At 71.9% G+C, this 20,114-nt stretch carries 21 protein-coding genes; 12 read left to right on the plus strand and 9 right to left on the minus strand.

Going from position 1 to position 20,114, the window contains the following annotated elements:
• The first annotated feature begins 5 nt into the window (after nucleotides 1-5).
• The 6 genes from OHT74_RS17025 to OHT74_RS17050 all read left to right on the plus strand — a co-directional run bounded on the left by OHT74_RS17025 (nucleotide 6) and on the right by OHT74_RS17050 (nucleotide 5,822).
• A complete protein-coding gene (locus OHT74_RS17025; protein WP_266665131.1) occupies nucleotides 6-959 on the plus strand; it encodes an A/G-specific adenine glycosylase in 954 nt (317 codons plus the stop codon).
• A gap of 183 nt (nucleotides 960-1,142) precedes the next feature.
• Nucleotides 1,143-1,715, plus strand: a complete 573-nt coding sequence (locus tag OHT74_RS17030; protein ID WP_030158464.1) for a SigE family RNA polymerase sigma factor — start codon at nucleotides 1,143-1,145, stop codon at nucleotides 1,713-1,715.
• 38 nt (nucleotides 1,716-1,753) lie between these two features.
• Entirely contained in the window at nucleotides 1,754-2,392 is a 639-nt protein-coding gene (locus OHT74_RS17035; RefSeq protein ID WP_266672827.1) for a hypothetical protein, read from the plus strand.
• 70 nt (nucleotides 2,393-2,462) lie between these two features.
• Nucleotides 2,463-3,176, plus strand: a complete 714-nt coding sequence (cseB, locus tag OHT74_RS17040; protein ID WP_266665133.1) for a two-component system response regulator CseB — start codon at nucleotides 2,463-2,465, stop codon at nucleotides 3,174-3,176.
• On the plus strand, nucleotides 3,173-4,486 hold the full coding sequence (cseC, locus tag OHT74_RS17045; RefSeq protein WP_328620644.1) for a two-component system sensor histidine kinase CseC: 1,314 nt from the start codon (nucleotides 3,173-3,175) through the stop codon (nucleotides 4,484-4,486). Before cseB ends, cseC begins: the two co-directional genes overlap by 4 nt.
• 61 nt (nucleotides 4,487-4,547) lie before the next feature.
• Complete coding sequence (locus tag OHT74_RS17050; protein ID WP_328620645.1) at nucleotides 4,548-5,822, plus strand: LamG domain-containing protein; 1,275 nt, start codon at nucleotides 4,548-4,550, stop codon at nucleotides 5,820-5,822.
• A 15-nt stretch (nucleotides 5,823-5,837) separates the two neighbouring features.
• Here the strand turns inward: OHT74_RS17050 and OHT74_RS17055 are convergent, their stop codons facing one another.
• Nucleotides 5,838-6,413 carry a M23 family metallopeptidase gene (locus OHT74_RS17055; RefSeq protein ID WP_328620646.1) on the minus strand — a complete coding sequence of 192 codons (576 nt, stop codon included), beginning with the start codon at nucleotides 6,411-6,413 and terminating at the stop codon, nucleotides 5,838-5,840.
• A 359-nt stretch (nucleotides 6,414-6,772) separates the two neighbouring features.
• A complete protein-coding gene (locus OHT74_RS17060; RefSeq protein ID WP_266665141.1) occupies nucleotides 6,773-9,298 on the minus strand; it encodes an ATP-dependent Clp protease ATP-binding subunit in 2,526 nt (841 codons plus the stop codon).
• Nucleotides 9,299-9,749: 451 nt separating this feature from the next.
• Between OHT74_RS17060 and OHT74_RS17065 the strand changes: the two genes are divergently transcribed.
• Nucleotides 9,750-10,394 (plus strand): SCO3374 family protein, encoded by a 645-nt coding sequence (locus tag OHT74_RS17065; protein ID WP_328620647.1) that lies wholly within the window; start codon nucleotides 9,750-9,752, stop codon nucleotides 10,392-10,394.
• Here OHT74_RS17065 and OHT74_RS17070 read toward each other — a convergent pair.
• The 7 genes from OHT74_RS17070 to OHT74_RS17100 all read right to left on the minus strand — a co-directional run bounded on the left by OHT74_RS17070 (nucleotide 10,376) and on the right by OHT74_RS17100 (nucleotide 14,439).
• Nucleotides 10,376-10,711, minus strand: coding sequence for a histone-like nucleoid-structuring protein Lsr2 (locus tag OHT74_RS17070; protein WP_266665145.1), 336 nt, complete (start codon nucleotides 10,709-10,711; stop codon nucleotides 10,376-10,378). The two genes, OHT74_RS17065 and OHT74_RS17070, sit on opposite strands and share 19 nt — an antisense overlap.
• Nucleotides 10,712-10,876: 165 nt before the next feature.
• Nucleotides 10,877-11,407, minus strand: a complete 531-nt coding sequence (locus OHT74_RS17075; protein ID WP_266626840.1) for an amino-acid N-acetyltransferase — start codon at nucleotides 11,405-11,407, stop codon at nucleotides 10,877-10,879.
• A gap of 9 nt (nucleotides 11,408-11,416) precedes the next feature.
• On the minus strand, nucleotides 11,417-11,932 hold the full coding sequence (locus OHT74_RS17080; RefSeq protein ID WP_266665147.1) for a BlaI/MecI/CopY family transcriptional regulator: 516 nt from the start codon (nucleotides 11,930-11,932) through the stop codon (nucleotides 11,417-11,419).
• Between the two features lie 140 nt (nucleotides 11,933-12,072).
• On the minus strand, nucleotides 12,073-12,246 hold the full coding sequence (locus OHT74_RS17085) for a hypothetical protein (RefSeq protein ID WP_030300685.1): 174 nt from the start codon (nucleotides 12,244-12,246) through the stop codon (nucleotides 12,073-12,075).
• Between the two features lie 13 nt (nucleotides 12,247-12,259).
• The gene (locus tag OHT74_RS17090; protein ID WP_266665149.1) at nucleotides 12,260-12,901 is read right to left on the minus strand and encodes a hypothetical protein; all 642 of its coding nucleotides are present in this window, start codon (nucleotides 12,899-12,901) and stop codon (nucleotides 12,260-12,262) included.
• 65 nt (nucleotides 12,902-12,966) lie between these two features.
• Nucleotides 12,967-13,152: a DUF397 domain-containing protein gene (locus OHT74_RS17095; RefSeq protein ID WP_266626844.1), complete on the minus strand. Its 186-nt coding sequence runs from the start codon at nucleotides 13,150-13,152 to the stop codon at nucleotides 12,967-12,969.
• Between the two features lie 165 nt (nucleotides 13,153-13,317).
• Nucleotides 13,318-14,439, minus strand: coding sequence for a threonine aldolase family protein (locus OHT74_RS17100; RefSeq protein ID WP_266665152.1), 1,122 nt, complete (start codon nucleotides 14,437-14,439; stop codon nucleotides 13,318-13,320).
• Nucleotides 14,440-14,537: 98 nt separating this feature from the next.
• Between OHT74_RS17100 and OHT74_RS17105 the strand changes: the two genes are divergently transcribed.
• Genes OHT74_RS17105 through OHT74_RS17125 form a run of 5 tightly spaced genes read left to right on the plus strand, consistent with a single transcriptional unit; the run spans nucleotide 14,538 to nucleotide 19,981 of the window.
• On the plus strand, nucleotides 14,538-15,443 hold the full coding sequence (locus OHT74_RS17105; protein WP_266665154.1) for a Rossmann-like and DUF2520 domain-containing protein: 906 nt from the start codon (nucleotides 14,538-14,540) through the stop codon (nucleotides 15,441-15,443).
• On the plus strand, nucleotides 15,440-16,447 hold the full coding sequence (gene panC / locus OHT74_RS17110) for a pantoate--beta-alanine ligase (protein ID WP_328620648.1): 1,008 nt from the start codon (nucleotides 15,440-15,442) through the stop codon (nucleotides 16,445-16,447). The genes OHT74_RS17105 and panC overlap by 4 nt, the downstream gene beginning before the upstream one ends.
• Nucleotides 16,444-18,177 carry an L-aspartate oxidase gene (locus tag OHT74_RS17115; protein WP_328620649.1) on the plus strand — a complete coding sequence of 578 codons (1,734 nt, stop codon included), beginning with the start codon at nucleotides 16,444-16,446 and terminating at the stop codon, nucleotides 18,175-18,177. The genes panC and OHT74_RS17115 overlap by 4 nt, the downstream gene beginning before the upstream one ends.
• Nucleotides 18,174-19,172, plus strand: coding sequence for a carboxylating nicotinate-nucleotide diphosphorylase (nadC, locus tag OHT74_RS17120; RefSeq protein WP_389592996.1), 999 nt, complete (start codon nucleotides 18,174-18,176; stop codon nucleotides 19,170-19,172). Before OHT74_RS17115 ends, nadC begins: the two co-directional genes overlap by 4 nt.
• Nucleotides 19,172-19,981, plus strand: coding sequence for a type III pantothenate kinase (locus OHT74_RS17125; RefSeq protein WP_229337411.1), 810 nt, complete (start codon nucleotides 19,172-19,174; stop codon nucleotides 19,979-19,981). Before nadC ends, OHT74_RS17125 begins: the two co-directional genes overlap by 1 nt.
• Nucleotides 19,982-20,114: the final 133 nt, after the last annotated feature.

Genomic DNA, 20,114 nt, shown 5'->3' on the forward strand with positions numbered 1-20,114 from the left:
TTGCCATGACTGCATCCTCCAGCCCTTCCCCCGAGACGTCCCCCGACGCGTCCCACGCGCTGCACTCCCCGGTCATCGCCTGGTTCGAGGAGCACGCCCGCGACCTGCCCTGGCGCCGCCCCGAGGCCGGCCCCTGGGGGGTCATGGTCAGCGAGTTCATGCTCCAGCAGACCCCGGTCAGCCGGGTCCTGCCGGTGTACGAGCGGTGGCTCGCCCGGTGGCCCCGCCCCGCCGACCTGGCCGCCGAGGCCCCGGGCGAGGCCGTACGGGCCTGGGGGCGGCTCGGCTACCCCCGCCGGGCCCTGCGCCTGCACGGCGCGGCCGTCGCGATAACGGAGCGGCACGCGGGCGACGTACCGCGGGAGCACGCGCAGCTGCTCGCGCTGCCCGGGATCGGCGAGTACACGGCGGCCGCCGTGGCCTCGTTCGCGTACGGGCAGCGGCACGCCGTGCTCGACACCAACGTGCGCCGGGTCCTCGCCCGCACCACGACCGGGGTCGAGTACCCGCCGAACGCCACCACGGCCGCCGAGCGGCGCCTGGCCCGGGCCCTGCTGCCGGAGGACGAGGAGACCGCGGCCCGCTGGGCGGCGGCCTCGATGGAGCTCGGCGCCCTGGTGTGCACGGCCAAGTCCCCGGACTGCACGCGCTGCCCGGTGGCCGGGCTGTGCGCGTGGCGGCTGGCCGGGAAGCCGGCCCACGAGGGGCCGCCGCGGCGCGGGCAGACGTACGCGGGGACGGACCGGCAGGTGCGCGGCAAGCTCCTCGCGGTGCTGCGGGATGCGGTCGGGCCGGTTCCGCAGGCGGTGCTGGACACGGTCTGGGACGAGCCCGTGCAGCGGGCCCGGGCGCTGGACGGGCTGGTCTCCGACGGGCTGGTCGAACCGCTCGCCGGGGGGATGTACCGGCTGCCGCAGGGCCCCGCGACGGACCTGGCCCAGAGCCCCGCGACGGGCTGAGCTAACTGAGCGGGGGATTCCGCTTCTTCCGGCCAAACCCCAGCTCACGGCACTGTTACACAACCTATGGGTGTCCGTGCGTCCACCGAAGGCTGGCCCGCACAGGCCCGTGACAACCCCTCCGTACCTTCGAATGCGTAGGACACGGGGATGAGCGGTTGCACGGGACGGAGGCGGTCTGAGATGGCGCACGGCGAGGTACTCGGATTCGAGGAGTACGTACGCACTCGGCAGGACGCGCTCCTGCGCAGTGCCCGACGCCTGGTCCCGGACCCCACGGACGCGCAGGACCTCCTGCAGACCGCGCTGGTGCGCACGTACGGCCGCTGGGACGGCATCGCCGACAAGTCCCTGGCCGACGCCTACCTGCGCCGCGTCATGATCAACACCCGGACCGAGTGGTGGCGCGCCCGCAAGCTGGAAGAGGTCCCCACCGAGCAGCTCCCGGACGCCTCCGTCGAGGACGGCTCCGACCAGCGCGCCGACCGCGCCCTGCTGATGGACATCCTCAAGGTTCTCGCGCCCAAGCAGCGCAGCGTGGTCGTGCTGCGACACTGGGAGCAGATGAGCACCGAGGAGACCGCCGCGGCGCTCGGAATGTCGGCGGGTACTGTGAAGAGCACCCTGCACCGCGCGCTGGCCCGGCTCCGGCAGGAGTTGGAGAGCCGGGATCTGGACATGCGTGCGCTGGAGCGCGGTGACCACCGCGGTGACCACACCATCCGGTACGAGGGGCGTGAGCGGTGCGCGGCCTGAACGGCCAAAGCTTGAGCGGCAGAAGTCCGCTGGTGCTGATGTCGGCGGGGACGGTCGTCCTCGTCGGCACAGTGCTGTTCGCGGCCGGATGCGCCACCGGCGGCACCGGCCTGCGCGACGGCGGCCCCGCCCACACCGAGGCCGTGGCCAAGAGCGGCTCGCCGACGGCCACCCCGCCCGACCACGTCCCGGCCACGACCGGGGCCTCGGGCAAGCCCGCCAAGCGGGTCGACCCCGTCGCACTGCTCCAGGCGGACCCCAAGGTCAGCGCCGCCGTCAAGCGGGACCTCAAGCCCTGCACGGGCAAGGATTACCCGATCGACGTGAGCTACGGGAAGGTCACCGGGGGCTCCGCCGTCGACATCGTCGTCAACGTGCTGTCCTGCGCCGACGCATTGGGGCGGGGCTCGTACGTGTACCGGGCGGAGGGCGGGACGTACGAGAATGTGTTCTCGGACGAGCAGCCGCCCGTCTACGCGGAGATCGACCGGGGCGACCTGGTGGTCACCAAGCCCGTCTACGGGAAGAGCGACGCCCTCGCCTATCCGTCGGGCGAGGACGTGATCACCTACCGCTGGAACGGGGAGAAGTTCACCGAGCAGGACCGGGTGCACACCGACTACAGCAACATCGACGGCGCGGTCCAGCCGGCGCCCGCGGTCACCCAGAAGAACTGACGACCCGAAGACCCGAAGTCCAGAAGAACCGACGTACCGAAGTAGCGAAGAACCGAGGCGAGGCTTCCGCATGGCCGAGACCCATGTCCTGTTCGTGGAGGACGACGACGTCATCCGTGAGGCCACGACCCTGGCGCTGGAACGCGACGGGTTCGTGGTCACCGCCATGCCCGACGGCCTGTCCGGCCTGGAGTCCTTCCGGGCCGACCAGCCGGACATCGCGCTGCTGGACGTGATGGTGCCCGGCATGGACGGCGTGAGCCTGTGCCGCCGGATCCGCGACGAGTCCACCGTCCCCGTGATCATGCTGTCGGCGCGCGCCGACTCGATCGACGTCGTCCTGGGCCTGGAGGCGGGCGCCGACGACTACGTCACCAAGCCCTTCGACGGCTCGGTCCTCGTCGCCCGGATCCGCGCCGTGCTGCGCCGCTTCGGCCACGCCGGCGGCCCGCAGAACGGCCGGCCGGGGGCGAACGGCGAGGACGGCTCCGAGGAGCGCGGGGTGCTGGTCTTCGGCGACCTGGAGGTCGACACCGAGGGCATGGAGGTCCGCAGGGCCGGCGCCCCGGTGGCGCTGACGCCGACCGAGATGCGGCTGCTCCTGGAATTCTCCTCCGCGCCCGGCACCGTTCTCTCGCGCGACCGCCTGCTGGAGAGGGTCTGGGACTACGACTGGGGCGGCGACACCCGCGTCGTGGACGTCCACGTACAGCGGCTGCGCACGAAGATCGGACAGGACCGCATCGAAACGGTCCGAGGATTCGGATACAAGCTCAAAGGATGAGGCGCTTCACCCTCCGTACGGGGATCCGCTGGAAGATCACGCTCGCCATCGCCGCCGTCGGCGCCCTCGTCGCGGTCGCACTGAGCCTGGTCGTGCACAGTGCTGCCCGCGTGTCGATGCTGGAGAGCGCCCGCGAGGCACAGCTGGCCAACGTGAACGTCATCGCCCGCTTCGTCGAGGCCGGGCGCAAGCCGGCCTTGGGGGCCAAGGTCAACGACCCCGAGCTGCCCGCCGCGCTGCGCGAGAAGGCGAAGTCGGGGCGGCGCGGCACGTACATCCAGGAGTCGCGCAAGGGCGTGCCGGTGGTGTGGGCCGCGGTCCCGCTCGGGAACGGGCAGGTGCTGTCGCTGCACAGCGAGTTCAAGGAGAGCGCCAACATGGTGCGCGACCTGGACCGGGCCCTGGTCGTCGGGTCGATCTCCGTCGTCGTCGCGGGCGCCGCGCTCGGTGTGCTCATCGGCGGGCAGATCTCGCGCCGGCTCCGCAAGGCCGCGGCCGCCGCGCAGCGGGTGGCGCACGGGGATCCCGACGTACGGGTACGGGACGCGGTCGGGGGCGTCGTACGCGACGAGACCGACGACCTCGCGCGGGCCGTGGACGCCATGGCGGACGCGCTCCAGCAGCGGCTGGAGGCCGAGCGGCGGGTGACCGCGGACATCGCGCACGAGCTGCGGACCCCGGTGACGGGCCTGCTCACGGCGGCGGAACTGCTGCCCCCGGGGCGGCCGACCGAGCTGGTGCGGGACCGGGCGCAGGCGATGCGGGTGCTGGTCGAGGACGTATTGGAGGTGGCCCGGCTGGACAGCGCGTCCGAGCGGGCGGAGCTCCAGGACGTGGCGCTGGGCGAGTTCGTGAGCCGGCGGGTGACCGCGCTGATGCCGGAGGCTTCGGTACGGGTGGTCGCGGACGAGATCGTCAGCACCGACCCGCGGCGGCTGGAGCGGATCCTGGGGAACCTGCTGGCCAATGCCGCGCGGTACGGGCAGGCACCGGTCCAGGTGGACATCGAGGGGCGGGTCGTCCGGGTCCGGGACCACGGGCCGGGCTTCCCGGAGGCGCTGCTGCGCGAGGGGCCGAGCCGGTTCCGGACCGGGTCGACGGACCGCGCCGGGGTGGGGCACGGCCTCGGGCTGACCATCGCGGAGGGGCAGGCGCGGGTGCTGGGCGCCCGGCTGACGTTCCGCAACGTGGCGGCACCGGGCGGCGTGGACCGCGAGGGAGCGGCGGCCGGAGCGGTGGCGGTGCTGTGGCTGCCGGAGCACGCGCCGACGGCGACGGGAAGCTTCCCGATCATCAAGGTGCAGAGCTGATCGCGCGCGGATCGGGACCGGGCCGTACAGCTGTGCGGACCGGTGTTTTAGCATCCGTGGCATGACCGACGGTACGAATCCCCCCAGCAACCCGCAGCCCGAGCCCGCCCCCGGGAACGGGGGCTACGGGTTCCCGCCGGTCCCGCCGGCCTCCGCGGCCGGCTACGGCTACCCGCCCGGCACCCCGGCGCCGGGTGGCGGCGGCAGCTTCGGCCCGCCGCCGGGCGCGCCCGCGGACGGCGGCGGCTACGGCTACCCGCAGGCGGGTGCTCAGCCCGGCGCACAGCCCGGCCCGTACCAGCACCAGCAGGCCCCTGCCCCGGATGCCGCGCCCCAGCAGTGGGCCCAGGGGCTTCCGAACATGGCCGGGCCGGCTGCGCCCGGCGCTCCGGGCCCCGGGCTTCCCGGGCCGTTCGCGCCGCAGCCGGACCAGCCGGACTGGGAGGCCATGGCCGACCGCTCGGCGGCCGAGAAGCGCAAGAAGCGGCTGTGGGTGATCGGCGCCGCGGTGACCGTACTGGCGCTGCTCGCCGGCGGTGGAACGTTCCTGCTGCTGGGCGGCGACGACAAGGGCAAGAACGAGGCGAAGGACGACACGCCGTCCCCGACCGCGCCGGCCACGCCCTCCCCCAGCGGGTCGAAGAGCAAGACCCCGGTCGACAACACCCCGACCGTCAAGGACGACCCGACGCAGATCCGGGACCGCAGCGGAAAGGCCCCGCTGAAGATGGGCCCGGACGCCGGGGTCTTCCCGATCGAGAAGCGCTTCGAGATCCGGACGAAGGGCAACGAGAACTCGTACGCCGAGTCCGCGAAGGGCGTCGTGGACACGTCCAAGAGCTTCACCGTCTCGGCGCACGTCTGGAACCGCGCCCCGAAGGGCCGCCAGATCGCCGTCAGCCAGGGCAACGAGAAGTCCTTCTCGTTCGAGCTGGGGCTGGACCAGGTGAACGGCAAGCCGACCTGGGTCTTCCGCGTCCAGACGGGCGACCAGGGCGCCGAGGCGACCGCGGTGACCGTGACCGGCGAGAGCCCCAAGATGGAGAAGACCTTCTCCACCCTGACCGGGACCTACGACGCCGAGCGCAAGCAGATCGCCCTCTACGTCAACGGCAAGAAGACCGGCGAGGCCCCCGTCCCCGGCGTCTTCCAGGCTCAGGGCCCGCTGCAGCTGGCGCGCTCGCGCCACGAGGACAAGTGGACCGCGCCGTGGAGCGGGGCCATGGAGACCGTGCAGACCTACGACGTGGTGCTCTCGCCCGCCCAGATCGACACCCTCAAGCCGGGCAGGGTCGACGCGGCGACGAAGCCGACGGGCTCCTGGCTCCTGTACTGACCGTGGTCAGAAGGCTCAGACGGTGACGCCGGCGTTGCGCAGGAACGCGACCGGGTTCACGGCCGAGCCGTAGTTCGGGGTGGTCCGGATCTCGAAGTGGAGGTGCGGGCCGCTCGAGTTGCCGGTGTTGCCGGACAGCGCGACCTGCGTGCCCTTGGCGACCTTCTGGCCGATGCGGACCTGGATCTTCGAGAGGTGCGCGTACTGCGAGTACGTGTTGTTCGCGTGCTTGATCACGATGGCGTTGCCGTACGCCGGGCCGTCGCCGCCGCCGTTCGGGCCGGCCTTGACGACGACGCCGGCGGAGGCCGCCTTGACCGGGGTGCCGACGGCGCAGGCGAAGTCCTGGCCCGAGTGCTTGTGGGACCACATGCTGCCGCCCTTGCCGAAGGTCGCGGAGAGCGTGTAGCTGGCGACCGGCTTCTGCCAGGCGACGGTCTTCGCGGCAGCCACGGAGGCCTTGGCGGCGGTCTTCTGGGCCGTGTCGGCGAAGGCGGCGGTCGTCCCGGCCCCGAGAGCCAGGACCGCACCGAGAGCGGTGGTGCCGATGGCGAGACGGGTACGACGGGTGCTGACGCGCTTCGCGAACATGTAAGGAGACCTCCGGGCCGGGGACAAGGACGGTGCGGGCATGAAGTCACCCGGCACGCTGGGAAGCGGATGCCGGGCTTGCCCATCCTTGGTAACCCGTGTCCCCCCGCATCCCCAAACGTCCCGATTACTACCGGGGCTCGTAGGCCTTGGAGGTGTGACGCAGCCGGTTGACCGCGTCCCTGCTGGACCGAGGGCATGACCCAGACGGGGCAAAACGGACACTCGATCTACGAGTCGCCCTAGTAGGTCCGATTTGCCCTGTGCGGCTTGTCACCGCGCACGCAAGCCAAAGGGGCGGCCCCGGAACCTCTACGGTTCCGGGGCCGCCCCTTTGTCGCTCTACCCGCGGGCGGCGGTTACGCGCCCTTGCTCAGGTCCGGGCCGGAGCCCGTGGCCTCGATCGGGGGGAGGTCCGGCAGGGCCGACTTCTCCTCGCCGCGGAAGGTGAACTTGGCTTCTTCGCCGTCGCCCTCCTTGCCCACGACCACGATGTGACCGGGACGCAGCTCGCCGAAGAGGATCTTCTCCGACAGGATGTCCTCGATCTCGCGCTGGATGGTCCGGCGCAGCGGCCGGGCACCCAGGATCGGGTCGTAGCCGCGCTTGGCGAGCAGGAGCTTCGCGTCGCCGCTCAGCTCGATGCCCATGTCGCGGTCCTTCAGGCGCTCGTCCACCTTGGCGATCATCAGGTCGACGATCTGGATGATGTCTTCCTCGGTGAGCTGGTGGAAGACGACCGTGTCATCGACGCGGTTGAGGAACTCGGGCCGGAAGTGCTGCTTGAGCTCTTCGTTGACCTTCGCCTTCATACGGTCGTAACCGGTCTTGGTGTCGCCCACGGCGGCGAAGCCGAGGTTGAAGCCCTTCGAGATGTCCCGGGTACCCAGGTTGGTCGTCATGATGATGACCGTGTTCTTGAAGTCCACGACCCGGCCCTGGGAGTCGGTCAGGCGACCGTCCTCCAGGATCTGGAGAAGGGAATTGAAGATATCCGGGTGGGCCTTCTCGACCTCGTCGAAGAGGACGACGGAGAACGGCTTGCGGCGCACCTTCTCGGTGAGCTGGCCGCCCTCTTCGTAGCCCACGTAGCCGGGGGGCGAACCGAAGAGGCGGGAAACCGTGTGCTTCTCGCTGAACTCCGACATGTCGAGGGAGATCAGCGCGTCCTCGTCGCCGAAGAGGAATTCGGCGAGCGTCTTGGAGAGCTCGGTCTTACCGACACCGGACGGGCCGGCGAAGATGAACGAGCCACCCGGGCGCTTCGGGTCCTTCAGACCCGCACGGGTACGGCGGATCGCCTGGGAGAGCGCCTTGATGGCGTCCTTCTGGCCGATGACCCGACGGTGGAGCTCGTCTTCCATGCGGAGCAGTCGCGAGGACTCCTCCTCGGTGAGCTTGAAGACGGGAATGCCGGTCGCGGTCGCGAGGACCTCGGCGATGAGCTCGCCGTCGACCTCGGCGACGACGTCCATGTCGCCGGCCTTCCATTCCTTCTCGCGCTTGGACTTCGCCGCCAGCAGCTGCTTCTCCTTGTCACGGAGAGAAGCCGCCTTCTCGAAGTCCTGGGAGTCGATGGCCGACTCCTTGTCGCGGCGCACGCCCGCGATCTTCTCGTCGAACTCGCGGAGGTCCGGCGGCGCGGTCATCCGGCGGATGCGCATCCGGGAGCCGGCCTCGTCGATCAGGTCGATCGCCTTGTCCGGCAGGAAGCGGTCCGAGATGTACCGGTCGGCCAGCGTCGCCGCCTGGACGAGAGCCTCGTCCGTGATGGAGACGCGGTGGTGGGCCTCGTAGCGGTCGCGCAGGCCCTTGAGGATCTCGATCGTGTGGGGGAGGGAAGGCTCCGCCACCTGGATCGGCTGGAAGCGGCGCTCGAGGGCCGCGTCCTTCTCGAGGTGCTTGCGGTACTCGTCCAGCGTCGTGGCACCGATGGTCTGGAGCTCACCACGGGCCAGCATGGGCTTGAGGATGCTGGCGGCGTCGATCGCGCCCTCGGCGGCACCCGCACCCACGAGGGTGTGGAGCTCGTCGATGAACAGGATGATGTCGCCGCGGGTGCGGATCTCCTTGAGCACCTTCTTCAGGCGCTCCTCGAAGTCACCGCGGTAGCGGGAACCGGCGACCAGGGCACCCAGGTCAAGCGTGTAGAGGTGCTTGTCCTTGAGGGTCTCGGGGACCTCGCCCTTGACGATCGCCTGGGCCAGGCCCTCGACGACGGCGGTCTTGCCGACGCCGGGCTCGCCGATGAGGACCGGGTTGTTCTTGGTACGGCGGGACAGGACCTGCATGACCCGCTCGATCTCCTTCTCGCGCCCGATGACCGGGTCGAGCTTGGATTCGCGGGCGGCCTGCGTGAGATTGCGGCCGAACTGGTCCAGGACGAGGGAGGTCGAGGGGGTGCCCTCGGCCGGGCCGCCGGCCGTGGCCGACTCCTTGCCTCCGCCGGAGTAGCCGGAAAGCAGCTGGATGACCTGCTGCCGGACTCGGTTGAGATCGGCGCCCAGCTTCACCAGGACCTGGGCGGCGACGCCCTCGCCCTCGCGAATGAGGCCGAGCAGGATGTGCTCGGTGCCGATGTAGTTGTGGCCGAGCTGGAGGGCCTCTCGGAGCGAAAGCTCCAGGACCTTCTTCGCCCGCGGAGTGAAGGGGATGTGGCCGGACGGGGCCTGCTGCCCCTGACCGATGATCTCCTCAACCTGCTGGCGAACAGCCTCGAGCGAAATCCCGAGGCTCTCCAAGGCCTTAGCGGCGACACCCTCACCCTCGTGGATCAAGCCCAGGAGGATGTGCTCGGTGCCGATGTAGTTGTGGTTGAGCATCCGGGCTTCTTCCTGAGCCAGGACGACAACCCGCCGCGCGCGGTCGGTGAACCTCTCGAACATCGTTTATCGCTCCTCAGAGCGGTCGGGCAGTTCGGGGTCGGTCCCCGCCCTGTCCTTCCGCATGCTAGTCCCGCGGGGCGGGACAGCTCATTCCAACTGCCGACATCCGTCCGCGGCTCACCCCCACGTCCGTGGGGAAAACCGGCTTCAACTGCCGACAACTGCTCCAACCCGATGGTGCGAGACGATGTTCCCGCAGGCCAGGCAGATACCCGTCACACGTGTACGCCGATGGCGAACGGAAGCTGCCCGAAACAGCGTGTCGCCCCGATCCACTAGGAATGTCTTACCCGTAAGGACCGACACTCCATGCCGGTGGCACCGGTTCCCTCCGCTACGGGCGAACACGATTGCGTCCCGAATGTGGGACTCCACCCTGCCGGATGTTTACGTTCCGCATTGATACCGGCGCGCTGCGTAACTCCGGAGCACCTTCGGAGTTGCTCCGGGCATGGCCGTCACCGTTCCGCCGCCCCGCGTCGCGCCCGAGGATTCACCCGCGGATTCGCTTGGGGACGCGTACGCGTCCTGGTACGAGGAGGTGCTCGGCTGGCCCGTCGCGGGCGGGCCGCCCGCCCAGCTGGTCACCGGGGCCCGGTTCGATGTGCTGGAGCTGCCGGCCGATGCGGGGGCGGAGCTGCTGCGCAGGCCGGTCGCCACGGGTCCGGTGGCGCTCACAGGGCGCAGGATGCGGTTCCTGGTGGCCGCGGGGAGCGCGGACGAGCTGGAGGGTCTGCTCGACTGGCTGGAGTGGGGCGGGGTCGCCCTCGATCTCACCGCCCTGGGTGCCGGCGGCCGGATCACGGCTCCGGTTCCCCCGGGACGTCCGGAGGGAAGTCCCCGGGGGGCCGCCGTGTGGCTGCGACCCCCCGAGCAGGGGTGTGAGGCATTGCTGCCGTCCCTGCCCGGTCCGGGGCAGGGTGCCGGTCCCCGGCACGGTGGTGCCGGGCCCGATCTCGTACGCCTGGTCGCCGCGGCGGCGACGGAATGCCACCGGGCGCACCTGTGGCGGCGTACGCCCCTGAGGAGCGCCGCGGCCGGACCCTGCACGGGCCGGCCGGGTCAGACCCTGACGGGTCAGGCCCGGTTCTCGTAGGCCTCGCGGATCTCCTGCGGGACGCGCCCGCGGTCGTTGACGCTCATGCCCTGGGCCTTGGCCCACGCGCGGATCTCAGCGGTGTCCGGGTTGCCGGACGTCGCGGCCGTCCGCGCCTTGGCGCGGCCGCCGGAAGCGCGGCCACCGGTGCGGCGGGCGCCCTTGACGTAGTCGGCAAGCGAGGAGCGCAGCTTCTCCGCGTTGGCGGTGGTGAGGTCGATCTCGTAGGTCTTGCCATCCAGAGCGAACGTCACGGTCTCGTCCGCCTCGCCACCGTCGAGGTCGTCGACAAGAAGGACCTGAACCTTCTGTGCCACCGGGATTTCCTTTCATCGAAAAGCAGTACGCGGAAAGGAAACCGCTTTTCCCTGGAAAACACAAACCCCCGGGGAGAGGTTCGAGACCGCAACGCGGCGGGAAACGTGCGCGATTCGGACATAGGCCACAGGTGCGCGGAGCACGGGAAAAGCCGCCGTGATCGTTCAGAGGTGCAGAAGCATCCGACTGTTGCCCAAGGTGTTCGGCTTCACTCGTTCGAGACCGAGGAACTCGGCGACGCCCTCGTCATAGGAACGCAGGAGCTCCATGTAGACATCCGTCTCGACCGGGGTCTCGCCGATCTCGACGAAGCCGTGCTTCGCGAAGAAGTCCACTTCGAAGGTCAGGCAGAAAACCTTCCGGACGCCCAGCGCGCGGGCGGTGTCCAACAACTGCCCGAGCAGCTGATGGCCGACTCCGGCCCCCTTCAACTCGCGGTCGACCGCAAGAGTGCGTACTTCGGCGAGGTCTTCCCACATGACGTGGAGAGCGCCGCAGCCCACCACCTGGCCGTCGGAGTCGTGTTCCGCGACCCAGAACTCCTGGATGTCCTCGTAAAGGACGACCGGGGCTTTGTCGAGGAGGATCCGCTGCTGCACGTACTGGTCGAGCAGGCGCCGCAGCGCGGGAACATCGCCGGTGCGGGCACGGCGGATCGTCACTGTTTTTGCCTGTGCAGCGGAAAACTCACCCATGCCCGGACGCTATCGCCCCGACTCGGTCCCGCGCCCGGCGGAGTCCCCTTCGGCGGGAGGGACTTCGGGCGGTGCCGCGGCAGGGGCTCCGGCGGGGGGCTCCGCCGCAGGCCCGGGGGTCGCCCCGGCCGCCGGCTCCGCAGCCGGTTCGGCGGCCGACTCGTCGTCGTACCCCACGATGCGGAAGGCGTCCCGGAGGGCGTCGCGCTGTTCCGCGGACATCATGCCGAAGAAGGCCACGAGAGCGGCCGCGGGGTTGTCGCTCGTCGACCAGGCTTCGTTCATCAGTGCGGCCGAGTAGGCGGCGCGGGTGGAGACCGCGGTATATCGATAGGCGCGGCCTTCGGCTTCCCGGCGGACCCAGCCCTTCTGATGGAGATTGTCCATAACCGTCATGACGGTGGTGTACGCGATGGACCGTTCCTGCTGGAGGTCTTCCAGGACTTCACGAACAGTGACCGGGCGGTTCCACTGCCACACCCGCGTCATGACCGCGTCTTCGAGTTCTCCCAGGGGGCGAGGCACAACAGCACGATAGTGCGGAATGTGCGGAATTGCCCGGCCATTCGGAACGCAACGCTCAACAAAATCGGGCGTACGGCTCTCGAAGCCGTACGCCCTGCCGGTCTGCCTGAGTCTGTCCGGCCGCCTCGCCGGCCGTGGCGCTACTTCCCGGGCTGGGACTGCCGGGCGGCCTCGGCGCGGGCGATCACGGCGTCGACCGCCGCGTCTTCCTTGGCCTTGTTGGCGCCGCCCTGGCTCTTCACGATCGTCACCACGAGGGCGATGAAGAAGCCGGCCATCACTACGGGGGGCACGAGCGCGGAAACGTAGTCCATGCCCCCAGCGTAGCTACCCGACGGCGAGCCCGTCCGCCGGGGGCGGGGTGGGCTTGCGGCGCGGCGGGAACACCTCGCCGGGGGTCGGGATGGGCCGTTCGGACGGACGTTCGGGGCGCGGCGGCTCCTTGGGGGCCGGTGCGGGCCGGGCGGGCCCCTCTTTGCCGTCCTTGCCGTCCTCGGCCGCGACAGCGCCCTTGGCGTCCTTGCCGCCGGCCAGGGCGAGCAGCCGGGTCCGGGGCGCCGGCGTGATCGAGAGCCGCCGCCGCACGGAGCGCTCGGCGACGTCCTGGCAGCGGGTCAGCAGCGCCGCCGCGACCGGGTTGGCCCGCAGGGCGCGCAGGGCTGCGAGGTCGTCCGGTGCGGGCTCGTACCCCGCGGCCAGGGCGTCCTGGAGCAGCTCCAGGTACCCGGAGAGGCTGCCGGGCAGGGCGCCGCGGTAGCGGACGAGGTCGGCGAGGAGGAACTCTCTGAGCCGCCCCGCCTCCTGGACCGCGTCGTCCACCGACTGCGCGAGGCGCAGGCAGTCCTGGACCTCGGAGGTCGTCAGGGGGGCCGTGGAGGACTGGAGGGCGTGGGCGAGCGTTCGCCTGAGCACGTGCAGCTCGGCGGCGCTGAACGCCATGCCGCCGCGGGATCCGTAGGGCGTGGGCATGGGCCGAAGATACGCGCTAATCGGACAAAATCCCCTGAGCGGCACGATTCCGGGCGCGCCGACGCCTAACCGTCCGCTTTGACGGCGTCAAGGAAGTCGGCCCAGGCGGACTGGGTCGTGGCCAGAATCAGATGCGCCGGGTCGGCGCGGTCGGCCACGCGGACGAGGTGGCCGGGGGCCGCGGAGACGTAGACGCAGGCGTCTCCTTCGCCGCAGTACGTGGACTTCTGCCAGGCGGGGTGAGCGGTCATGGTGTGTCTCCTCCGGGGGACGGCTCCTTGCTTCCCGTGGAGGGACGGTAACTCCGAAGGGGCCCGGCACCGACGAGTTCGGCGGATTTCGGTACATCGTCGTTGCATTGGCCACCCCCGGGTCCCCTCTCCCCGCCCCGCAGGGGACCTCCTTGGCAGCGCCGGTTACGGGTGCAGGCGGGCCGTGAAGGCCTCGACCGCCTCGGTCACGTCCTGCGGGGTCCAGGTGAGGCCCGGGGAGGTGATCTCCAGCTCCGTCGCCGAGACGCCCGGGACCACCGTCGCAGACCACCTGCGGAAGAGGACCGTGCCCGTCTCCTCCGCCAGGCGGATCCCCGCCTCCGTCAGGCGGTCCGCCTCGTACGGCAGCCACACCTGGAACTGGTGCGTGTGCGGGGTCTGCGGGTTGATCCGGAACCAGGGGACCCCGGACGACTCCAGCGCGGACCCCAGTGCCGCCGCCACCACGCGCGCCTGGGTCACGTACGACGGGAGGCGCGGGAGCTCCCGGTCCAGGCCGGCCAGCGCCGACAGCGCCTGCGGGAACTGGCGGAAGATCTGGCCCCCGTACCGGTGGCGCCAGACCTTCGCCTCCGCGACCAGCGAGGAGGAGCCCGCCAGGGCCGCGCCGCTCAGGCCGCCCAGGGACTTGTAGAAGGACACGTACACCGAGTCCGCGAGCCCCGCGATCTCCGGCAGCGGCCGCCCGAAGTGCACCGTCGACTCCCACAGCCGGGCCCCGTCGAAGTGCACCACCGCGTCCCGCTCGCGGGCCGCGTCGACCAGCGCCTCCAGCTCCTCCCAGGTGGGGAGCAGGAAGCCCGCGTCGCGCAGCGGGAGCTCCAGCATCAGCGTGCCGAAGGGCTCGGGCAGCTCCGCGACCTCCTCGGCCGTGGGCTGGCGCGGGTCCTTCGTCGGGTGCACCGTCCGCAGGCCGGAGACCAGCGACAGCGCACCGCCCTCCCACAGCTCCGGATGGCTCATCGGGTGCAGCGCGACCACCGGGTTCCCGGTCCGCCCCGCCCAGCAGCGCAGCGCGATCTGCTGGGCCATCGTCCCCGACGGGAAGAACGCCGCGTCCTCGGTGCCCAGCAGCTCCGCGACCCGCCGCTCGAGCCGGGTCACCACGCCGTCCCCGTACAGGTCGGCCGGCTCGTCGGGATCCGGCGCCGCCAGACCGGACAGCAGCTCACCGACCGTCGCCTCGCGCAGGCTGCGGGAGAGCATCCGCTCGGCCCCGCGTCCCGCCGCCACCAGCCGCTTCGTCAGATCATCGTCACCAGTCATGCCCCCGATCATCGCCGACCGGCCAACACGCCCAGGGGCTAGCATGGCGGCGTATCGTCCGGTACCCCCCGCGGACTGGAACGGAAGGCCCTCCCCGCGTGAACTCATCCCAGCAACCGCGCCCCGCCCGGCTCACCGTCGGCGTCGTCGGCGCCGGCCGGGTCGGCCCCGCGCTGGCCCGCGCGCTCCAGCAGGCCGGGCACCGGCCGGTCGCCGTGTCCGGCGTCTCCGACGCCTCCCGCCGCCGCGCCGAGCGGATGCTGCCCGACGTGCCGCTCGTACCGCCCGCGCAGGTGCTGGAGCTCGCCGACCTGGTGCTGCTGACCGTGCCCGACGACGCGCTGCCGTCGCTCGTCGAGGGGCTCGCCGAGACCGGCGCGGTCCGGCCCGGCCAGCTCCTCGTGCACACCTCCGGGCGGTACGGGACCGCCGTGCTGGACCCGGCCCGCCGCGCGGGCGCGCTCCCGCTGGCCCTGCACCCCGCGATGACCTTCACGGGCACCGAGGTCGACGTCCAGCGGCTCGCCGGCTGCTCGTTCGGCGTCACGGCCCCCGAGGAGCTGCGGCTCGCGGCCGAGGCCCTGGTGATCGAGATGGGCGGAGAGCCCGAGTGGATCGCGGAGGAGAACCGTCCGCTCTACCACGCGGCCCTCGCCCTCGGCGCGAACCACCTGGTCACCCTGGTCGCCCAGGCCATGGAGCTGCTGCACAAGGCCGGGGTCGAGCACCCCGACCGGATGCTCGGCCCGCTCCTCGGCGCGGCCCTCGACAACGCCCTGCGCTCGGGTGACGCGGCGCTGACCGGCCCGGTGGCCCGCGGCGACGCCGGCACGGTCGCCGCGCACGTCTCGGAGCTGCGCAGGCACGCCCCGGCCGCGGTCGCCGGGTACCTGGCGATGGCCCGCACCACCGCCGACCGGGCCCTCGCGCACGGCCTCCTCAAGCCCGAACTCGCCGAGGACCTGCTCGGCGTGCTCGCCGATCCCGAGGGTGGGGACCAGTGACCGAGCTGCTGCTGCACACCGCCGAGGAGCTGCACAAGCTCCCGCGCACCGCAGAAGGTCGCCGCGCCGTCGTGATGACCATGGGCGCCCTCCACGAGGGCCACGCCACCCTGATCCGCACCGCCCGCGAACAGGCCGGGCCCCAGGGCCAGGTCGTGGTCACCGTCTTCGTGAACCCGCTGCAGTTCGGGGCGAACGAGGACCTCGACCGCTACCCCCGCACCCTCGACGCCGACCTGGAGATCGCCCGGGAGGCCGGCGCCGACGCGGTCTTCGCCCCGGCCGTCGACGAGGTCTACCCCGGCGGCGACCCCCAGGTGCGGGTCAGCGCCGGCCCGATGGGCGAGTGCCTCGAAGGGGCCACCCGGCCCGGCCACTTCGACGGCATGCTCACCGTCGTCGCCAAGCTGCTCCACCTCACCCGCCCCGACCTGGCCCTCTTCGGCCAGAAGGACGCGCAGCAACTCGCCCTGATCCGGCGGATGGTCACCGACCTGAACTTCCCCGTCGAGGTGGTCGGCGTACCGACCGTCCGCGAGGGGGACGGGCTCGCGCTGTCGTCCCGCAACCGGTACCTCTCCGCCCAGGAGCGCCGTACCGCCCTGGCCCTGTCCCGCGCCCTGTTCGCCGGGCAGGACCGGCTCGCCGCGCAGGCCGCGCTGCGCGCCCGCGCCGAGGCCTCCCCGGCCAGCGACGAGCGGGCCACCGCCCTGGCCCGGCTCGGCGAGATCCGGGCCTCCGCCGACGCCCACGCCGTGTCCGCGGCGTCCGCCGCGGGCACCGGCCTGCCGGGGGCCGTACGGGCCGCCGCCCGGCACGTCCTGGAGGAGGCGGGCCGGCACGACCCGCCGCTGCTGCTGGACTATCTGGCACTGGTGGATCCGCAGGACTTCACCGATGTCGGCCCCGACTTCACCGGGCAGGCCGTGCTGGCCGTCGCCGCGAAGGTGGGGACGACCCGGCTGATCGACAACATCCCATTGGAGTTCGGAGCACACACGTGAGCACCCCAGGCACAGGCACCGCCGGTACCGGCATACGGCTGCACGCCCCCGCCCCCGGCTGGGCCGTCGACGCCGACGTCGTGGTCGTCGGCTCCGGCGTCGCCGGCCTGACCGCCGCACTGCGCTGCGCCGCCGGGGGCCGCCGTACGGTCGTGGTCACCAAGGCCCGGCTCGACGACGGCTCCACCCGCTGGGCGCAGGGCGGGATCGCCGCGGCGCTCGGCGACGGCGACACCCCCGAGCAGCACCTGGACGACACGCTGGTCGCGGGCGCCGGGCTGTGCGACGAGGCCGCCGTACGGCTCCTCGTCACCGAGGGCCCGGACGCCGTGCGCCGGCTCATGGCCACCGGCGCGGTCTTCGACACCTCCGCGGAGACCGGCGAGATAGAGCTGACCCGCGAGGGCGGCCACCATCGCCGCCGGATCGCGCACGCGGGCGGCGACGCCACCGGCGCCGAGATCTCCCGGGCGCTGGTCGAGGCCGTCCAGGCGGCCGGCATCGAGACCGTCGAGAACGCCCTCGTACTGGACCTGCTGCAGGACGCACAGGGCCGTACGGCCGGTGCCACCCTGCACGTCATGGGCGAAGGCCAGCACGACGGCGTCGGCGCCGTCCACGCGCCCGCCGTGATCCTGGCGACCGGCGGCATGGGCCAGGTCTTCTCGGCCACCACCAACCCGTCGGTGTCCACCGGCGACGGGGTGGCGCTCGCCCTGCGGGCCGGGGCCGAGGTCTCCGACCTGGAGTTCGTCCAGTTCCACCCGACCGTGCTCTTCCTGGGCCCGGACGCCGAGGGCCAGCAGCCCCTGGTGTCGGAGGCGGTCCGCGGCGAGGGCGCGTACCTGGTCGACGGGGACGGCGTCCGCTTCATGGTCGGACAGCACGAGCTGGCCGAGCTGGCCCCGCGCGACATCGTCGCCAAGGGCATCACGCGCCGCATGCAGGAGCAGGGCGCGCAGCACATGTACCTGGACGCCCGGCACTTCGGCGCGCAGATGTGGGAGCAGCGCTTCCCGACCATCCTCGCCGCCTGCCGCGCGCACGGCATCGACCCGGTGACCGAGCCCATCCCGGTCGCGCCCGCCGCGCACTACGCCTCCGGCGGCGTACGGACCGACCTGCACGGCCGCAGCACCGTCCCCGGCCTGTACGCGTGCGGCGAGGTGGCGTGCACCGGCGTGCACGGCGCGAACCGGCTCGCGTCCAACTCCCTGCTGGAGGGGCTGGTCTTCGCCGAGCGCATCGCCGACGACATCGTCGCGGGCGCGCCCGCCGGCAACGGCCCGGGCATCCCGGTCCCCGCGACCGGCCCGCTGCAGCCCGCCGAGGCGCGGTACGAGGTCCAGCGCATCATGACGCAGGGCGCGGGCGTGCTCCGCTCCGCCGAGTCCCTGCGCACGGCGGCCGCCGCCCTCGAGGACCTCTACGCGACGGCCCTGACGGCGCTGGAGCACGACGGCAAGACCGCCGTGCCCGGCACCGAGACCTGGGAGGCCACGAACCTGCTGTGCGTGGCCCGGGTACTGGTCGCCGCCGCCCTGCGCCGCGAGGAGACCCGCGGCTGCCACTGGCGCGAGGACCACCCCGACCGGGACGACGCCGCCTGGCGCCGCCACCTCGTCGTCCGGCTGTCCGCCGCCGAGAAGCGGGCGCTGGTCGTCACCCCCACCGACTCCGCGGGCTTTCCGTCCGTACAGCACCCTTTGAGCCAGGAGCAGTCATCGTGAGCACCCCCGAACAGCACGACCACGAGCACGAGCACGCGGAGCTGCCGCTCCTCGACGAGTCCGCGGGCGGCTGCGGCGACGACTGCGGCTGCGGCGACGGCGAGGAGAGCGGCCTGGACCCGGCGCTGGCCCAGCTGCTGGCCGACGCCGGCCTGGACCCGATCGAGGTCGAGGACATCGCCCACATGGCGATCTCCGAGGACCTGGACGGCGGGGTCGACGTGACCACCGTGGCCACCGTCCCCGAGGACGCCGTCGCGCACGCCGACTTCACCGCCCGCGAGGCGGGCACGGTCGCCGGCCTGCGCGTCGCCGAGGCCGTCCTCTCGGTGGTCTGCGAGGACGAGTTCGAGGTCGAGCGGCACGTCGAGGACGGCGACAGCGTGCAGCCCGGCCAGGTGCTGCTGACGGTCAAGGCCCGCACCCGGGACCTGCTCACCGGCGAGCGCAGCGCACTGAACCTGCTGTGCCTGATGTCGGGCATCGCGACGGCGACGCGCAAGTGGGCCGACGAGCTGGAGGGCACCAAGGCGAAGGTCCGCGACACCCGCAAGACCACGCCGGGCCTGCGCTCCCTGGAGAAGTACGCGGTGCGCTGCGGCGGCGGCGTCAACCACCGGATGTCGCTGTCGGACGCGGCGCTGGTCAAGGACAACCACGTGATCGCGGCGGGCGGTGTGTCGGAGGCGTTCAAGGCCGTCCGCGAGCAGTTCCCCGACCTGCCGATCGAGGTCGAGGTGGACACCCTCCAGCAGGTGCGCGAGGCCCTGGACGCGGGCGCGGACCTGATCCTGCTCGACAACTTCACGCCGATCGAGACCGAGGAGGCCGTCGCGCTGGTCCACGGCCGCGCGGTGCTGGAGTCCTCGGGCCGCCTGACCATGGCCAACGCCCGTACGTACGCGGAGACGGGCGTCGACTACCTCGCGGTCGGCGGGCTCACGCACTCGTCCCCGATCCTGGACATCGGCCTGGACCTGCGCGAGGAGCGGTAATGCTGCTGACCATCGACGTCGGCAACACCCACACCGTGCTCGGCCTGTTCGACGGCGACGAGATCGTCGAACACTGGCGCATCTCCACCGACCCGCGCCGCACGGCCGACGAGATGGCCGTCCTGATGCAGGGCCTGATGGGCATGCACCCGATGCTCGGCAGCGAGCTGGGCGACGGCATCCACGGCATCGCGATCTGCTCGACCGTCCCGTCGGTGCTGCACGAGCTCCGCGAGGTGACCCGCCGCTACTACGGCGACGTCCCCGCGGTGCTGGTCGAGCCCGGCATCAAGACGGGCGTGCCGATCCTGATGGACAACCCCAAGGAGGTCGGCGCGGACCGCATCATCAACGCGGTCGCCGCCGTCGAGCTCTACGGCGGCCCGGCGATCGTGGTCGACTTCGGTACGGCGACCACGTTCGACGCGGTGTCCGCGAAGGGCGAGTACGTGGGCGGGGTGATCTCCCCGGGCATCGAGATCTCGATGGAGGCCCTCGGCGTACGGGGCGCCCAGCTGCGCAAGATCGAGCTGGCGCGGCCGCGCAACGTCATCGGCAAGTCCACGGTCGAGGCGATGCAGTCGGGCGTGGTCTACGGCTTCGCGGGTCAGGTCGACGGGGTCGTCACGCGGATGGCCAAGGAGCTGGCCGGCCCGCACGGCGACCCGAGCGACGTCCGCGTGATCGCCACGGGCGGCCTGGCGCCGATGGTCCTCGGCGAGTCCTCGGTCATCGACGACCACGAGCCGTGGCTGACGCTGATCGGGCTGCGCCTGGTCTACGAGCGCAACGCGCCGAACTTCGACTGAGGCTGCTGCGCGCCGCCCGCCCGGCCTTCCCGGCGGGTGGCGCCGCGGCTCCCTATCACTCATCGCCGTTCTGAAGACTCGGGTTGGACCTGATGAATTAGCTTGGGCCCAACTCGTCGACAGGCACAGGACG

Source organism: Streptomyces sp. NBC_00354 (assembly GCF_036106915.1).
GTDB lineage: Bacteria > Actinomycetota > Actinomycetes > Streptomycetales > Streptomycetaceae > Streptomyces.

Coding starts and splice junctions, on each gene's coding strand:
- OHT74_RS17065 (WP_328620647.1), top strand. CDS start 9,750: ATGGCCGTCACCGTTCCGCCGCCCCGCGTCGCGCCCGAGGATTCACCC.
- OHT74_RS17050 (WP_328620645.1), top strand. CDS start 4,548: ATGACCGACGGTACGAATCCCCCCAGCAACCCGCAGCCCGAGCCCGCC.
- OHT74_RS17095 (WP_266626844.1), bottom strand. CDS start 13,152: ATGACCGCTCACCCCGCCTGGCAGAAGTCCACGTACTGCGGCGAAGGA.
- OHT74_RS17030 (WP_030158464.1), top strand. CDS start 1,143: ATGGCGCACGGCGAGGTACTCGGATTCGAGGAGTACGTACGCACTCGG.
- OHT74_RS17090 (WP_266665149.1), bottom strand. CDS start 12,901: ATGCCCACGCCCTACGGATCCCGCGGCGGCATGGCGTTCAGCGCCGCC.
- cseC (WP_328620644.1), top strand. CDS start 3,173: ATGAGGCGCTTCACCCTCCGTACGGGGATCCGCTGGAAGATCACGCTC.
- OHT74_RS17025 (WP_266665131.1), top strand. CDS start 6: ATGACTGCATCCTCCAGCCCTTCCCCCGAGACGTCCCCCGACGCGTCC.
- OHT74_RS17075 (WP_266626840.1), bottom strand. CDS start 11,407: ATGGGTGAGTTTTCCGCTGCACAGGCAAAAACAGTGACGATCCGCCGT.
- cseB (WP_266665133.1), top strand. CDS start 2,463: ATGGCCGAGACCCATGTCCTGTTCGTGGAGGACGACGACGTCATCCGT.
- OHT74_RS17055 (WP_328620646.1), bottom strand. CDS start 6,413: ATGTTCGCGAAGCGCGTCAGCACCCGTCGTACCCGTCTCGCCATCGGC.
- OHT74_RS17035 (WP_266672827.1), top strand. CDS start 1,754: ATGTCGGCGGGGACGGTCGTCCTCGTCGGCACAGTGCTGTTCGCGGCC.
- OHT74_RS17060 (WP_266665141.1), bottom strand. CDS start 9,298: ATGTTCGAGAGGTTCACCGACCGCGCGCGGCGGGTTGTCGTCCTGGCT.
- OHT74_RS17125 (WP_229337411.1), top strand. CDS start 19,172: ATGCTGCTGACCATCGACGTCGGCAACACCCACACCGTGCTCGGCCTG.
- OHT74_RS17085 (WP_030300685.1), bottom strand. CDS start 12,246: ATGGACTACGTTTCCGCGCTCGTGCCCCCCGTAGTGATGGCCGGCTTC.
- OHT74_RS17100 (WP_266665152.1), bottom strand. CDS start 14,439: ATGACTGGTGACGATGATCTGACGAAGCGGCTGGTGGCGGCGGGACGC.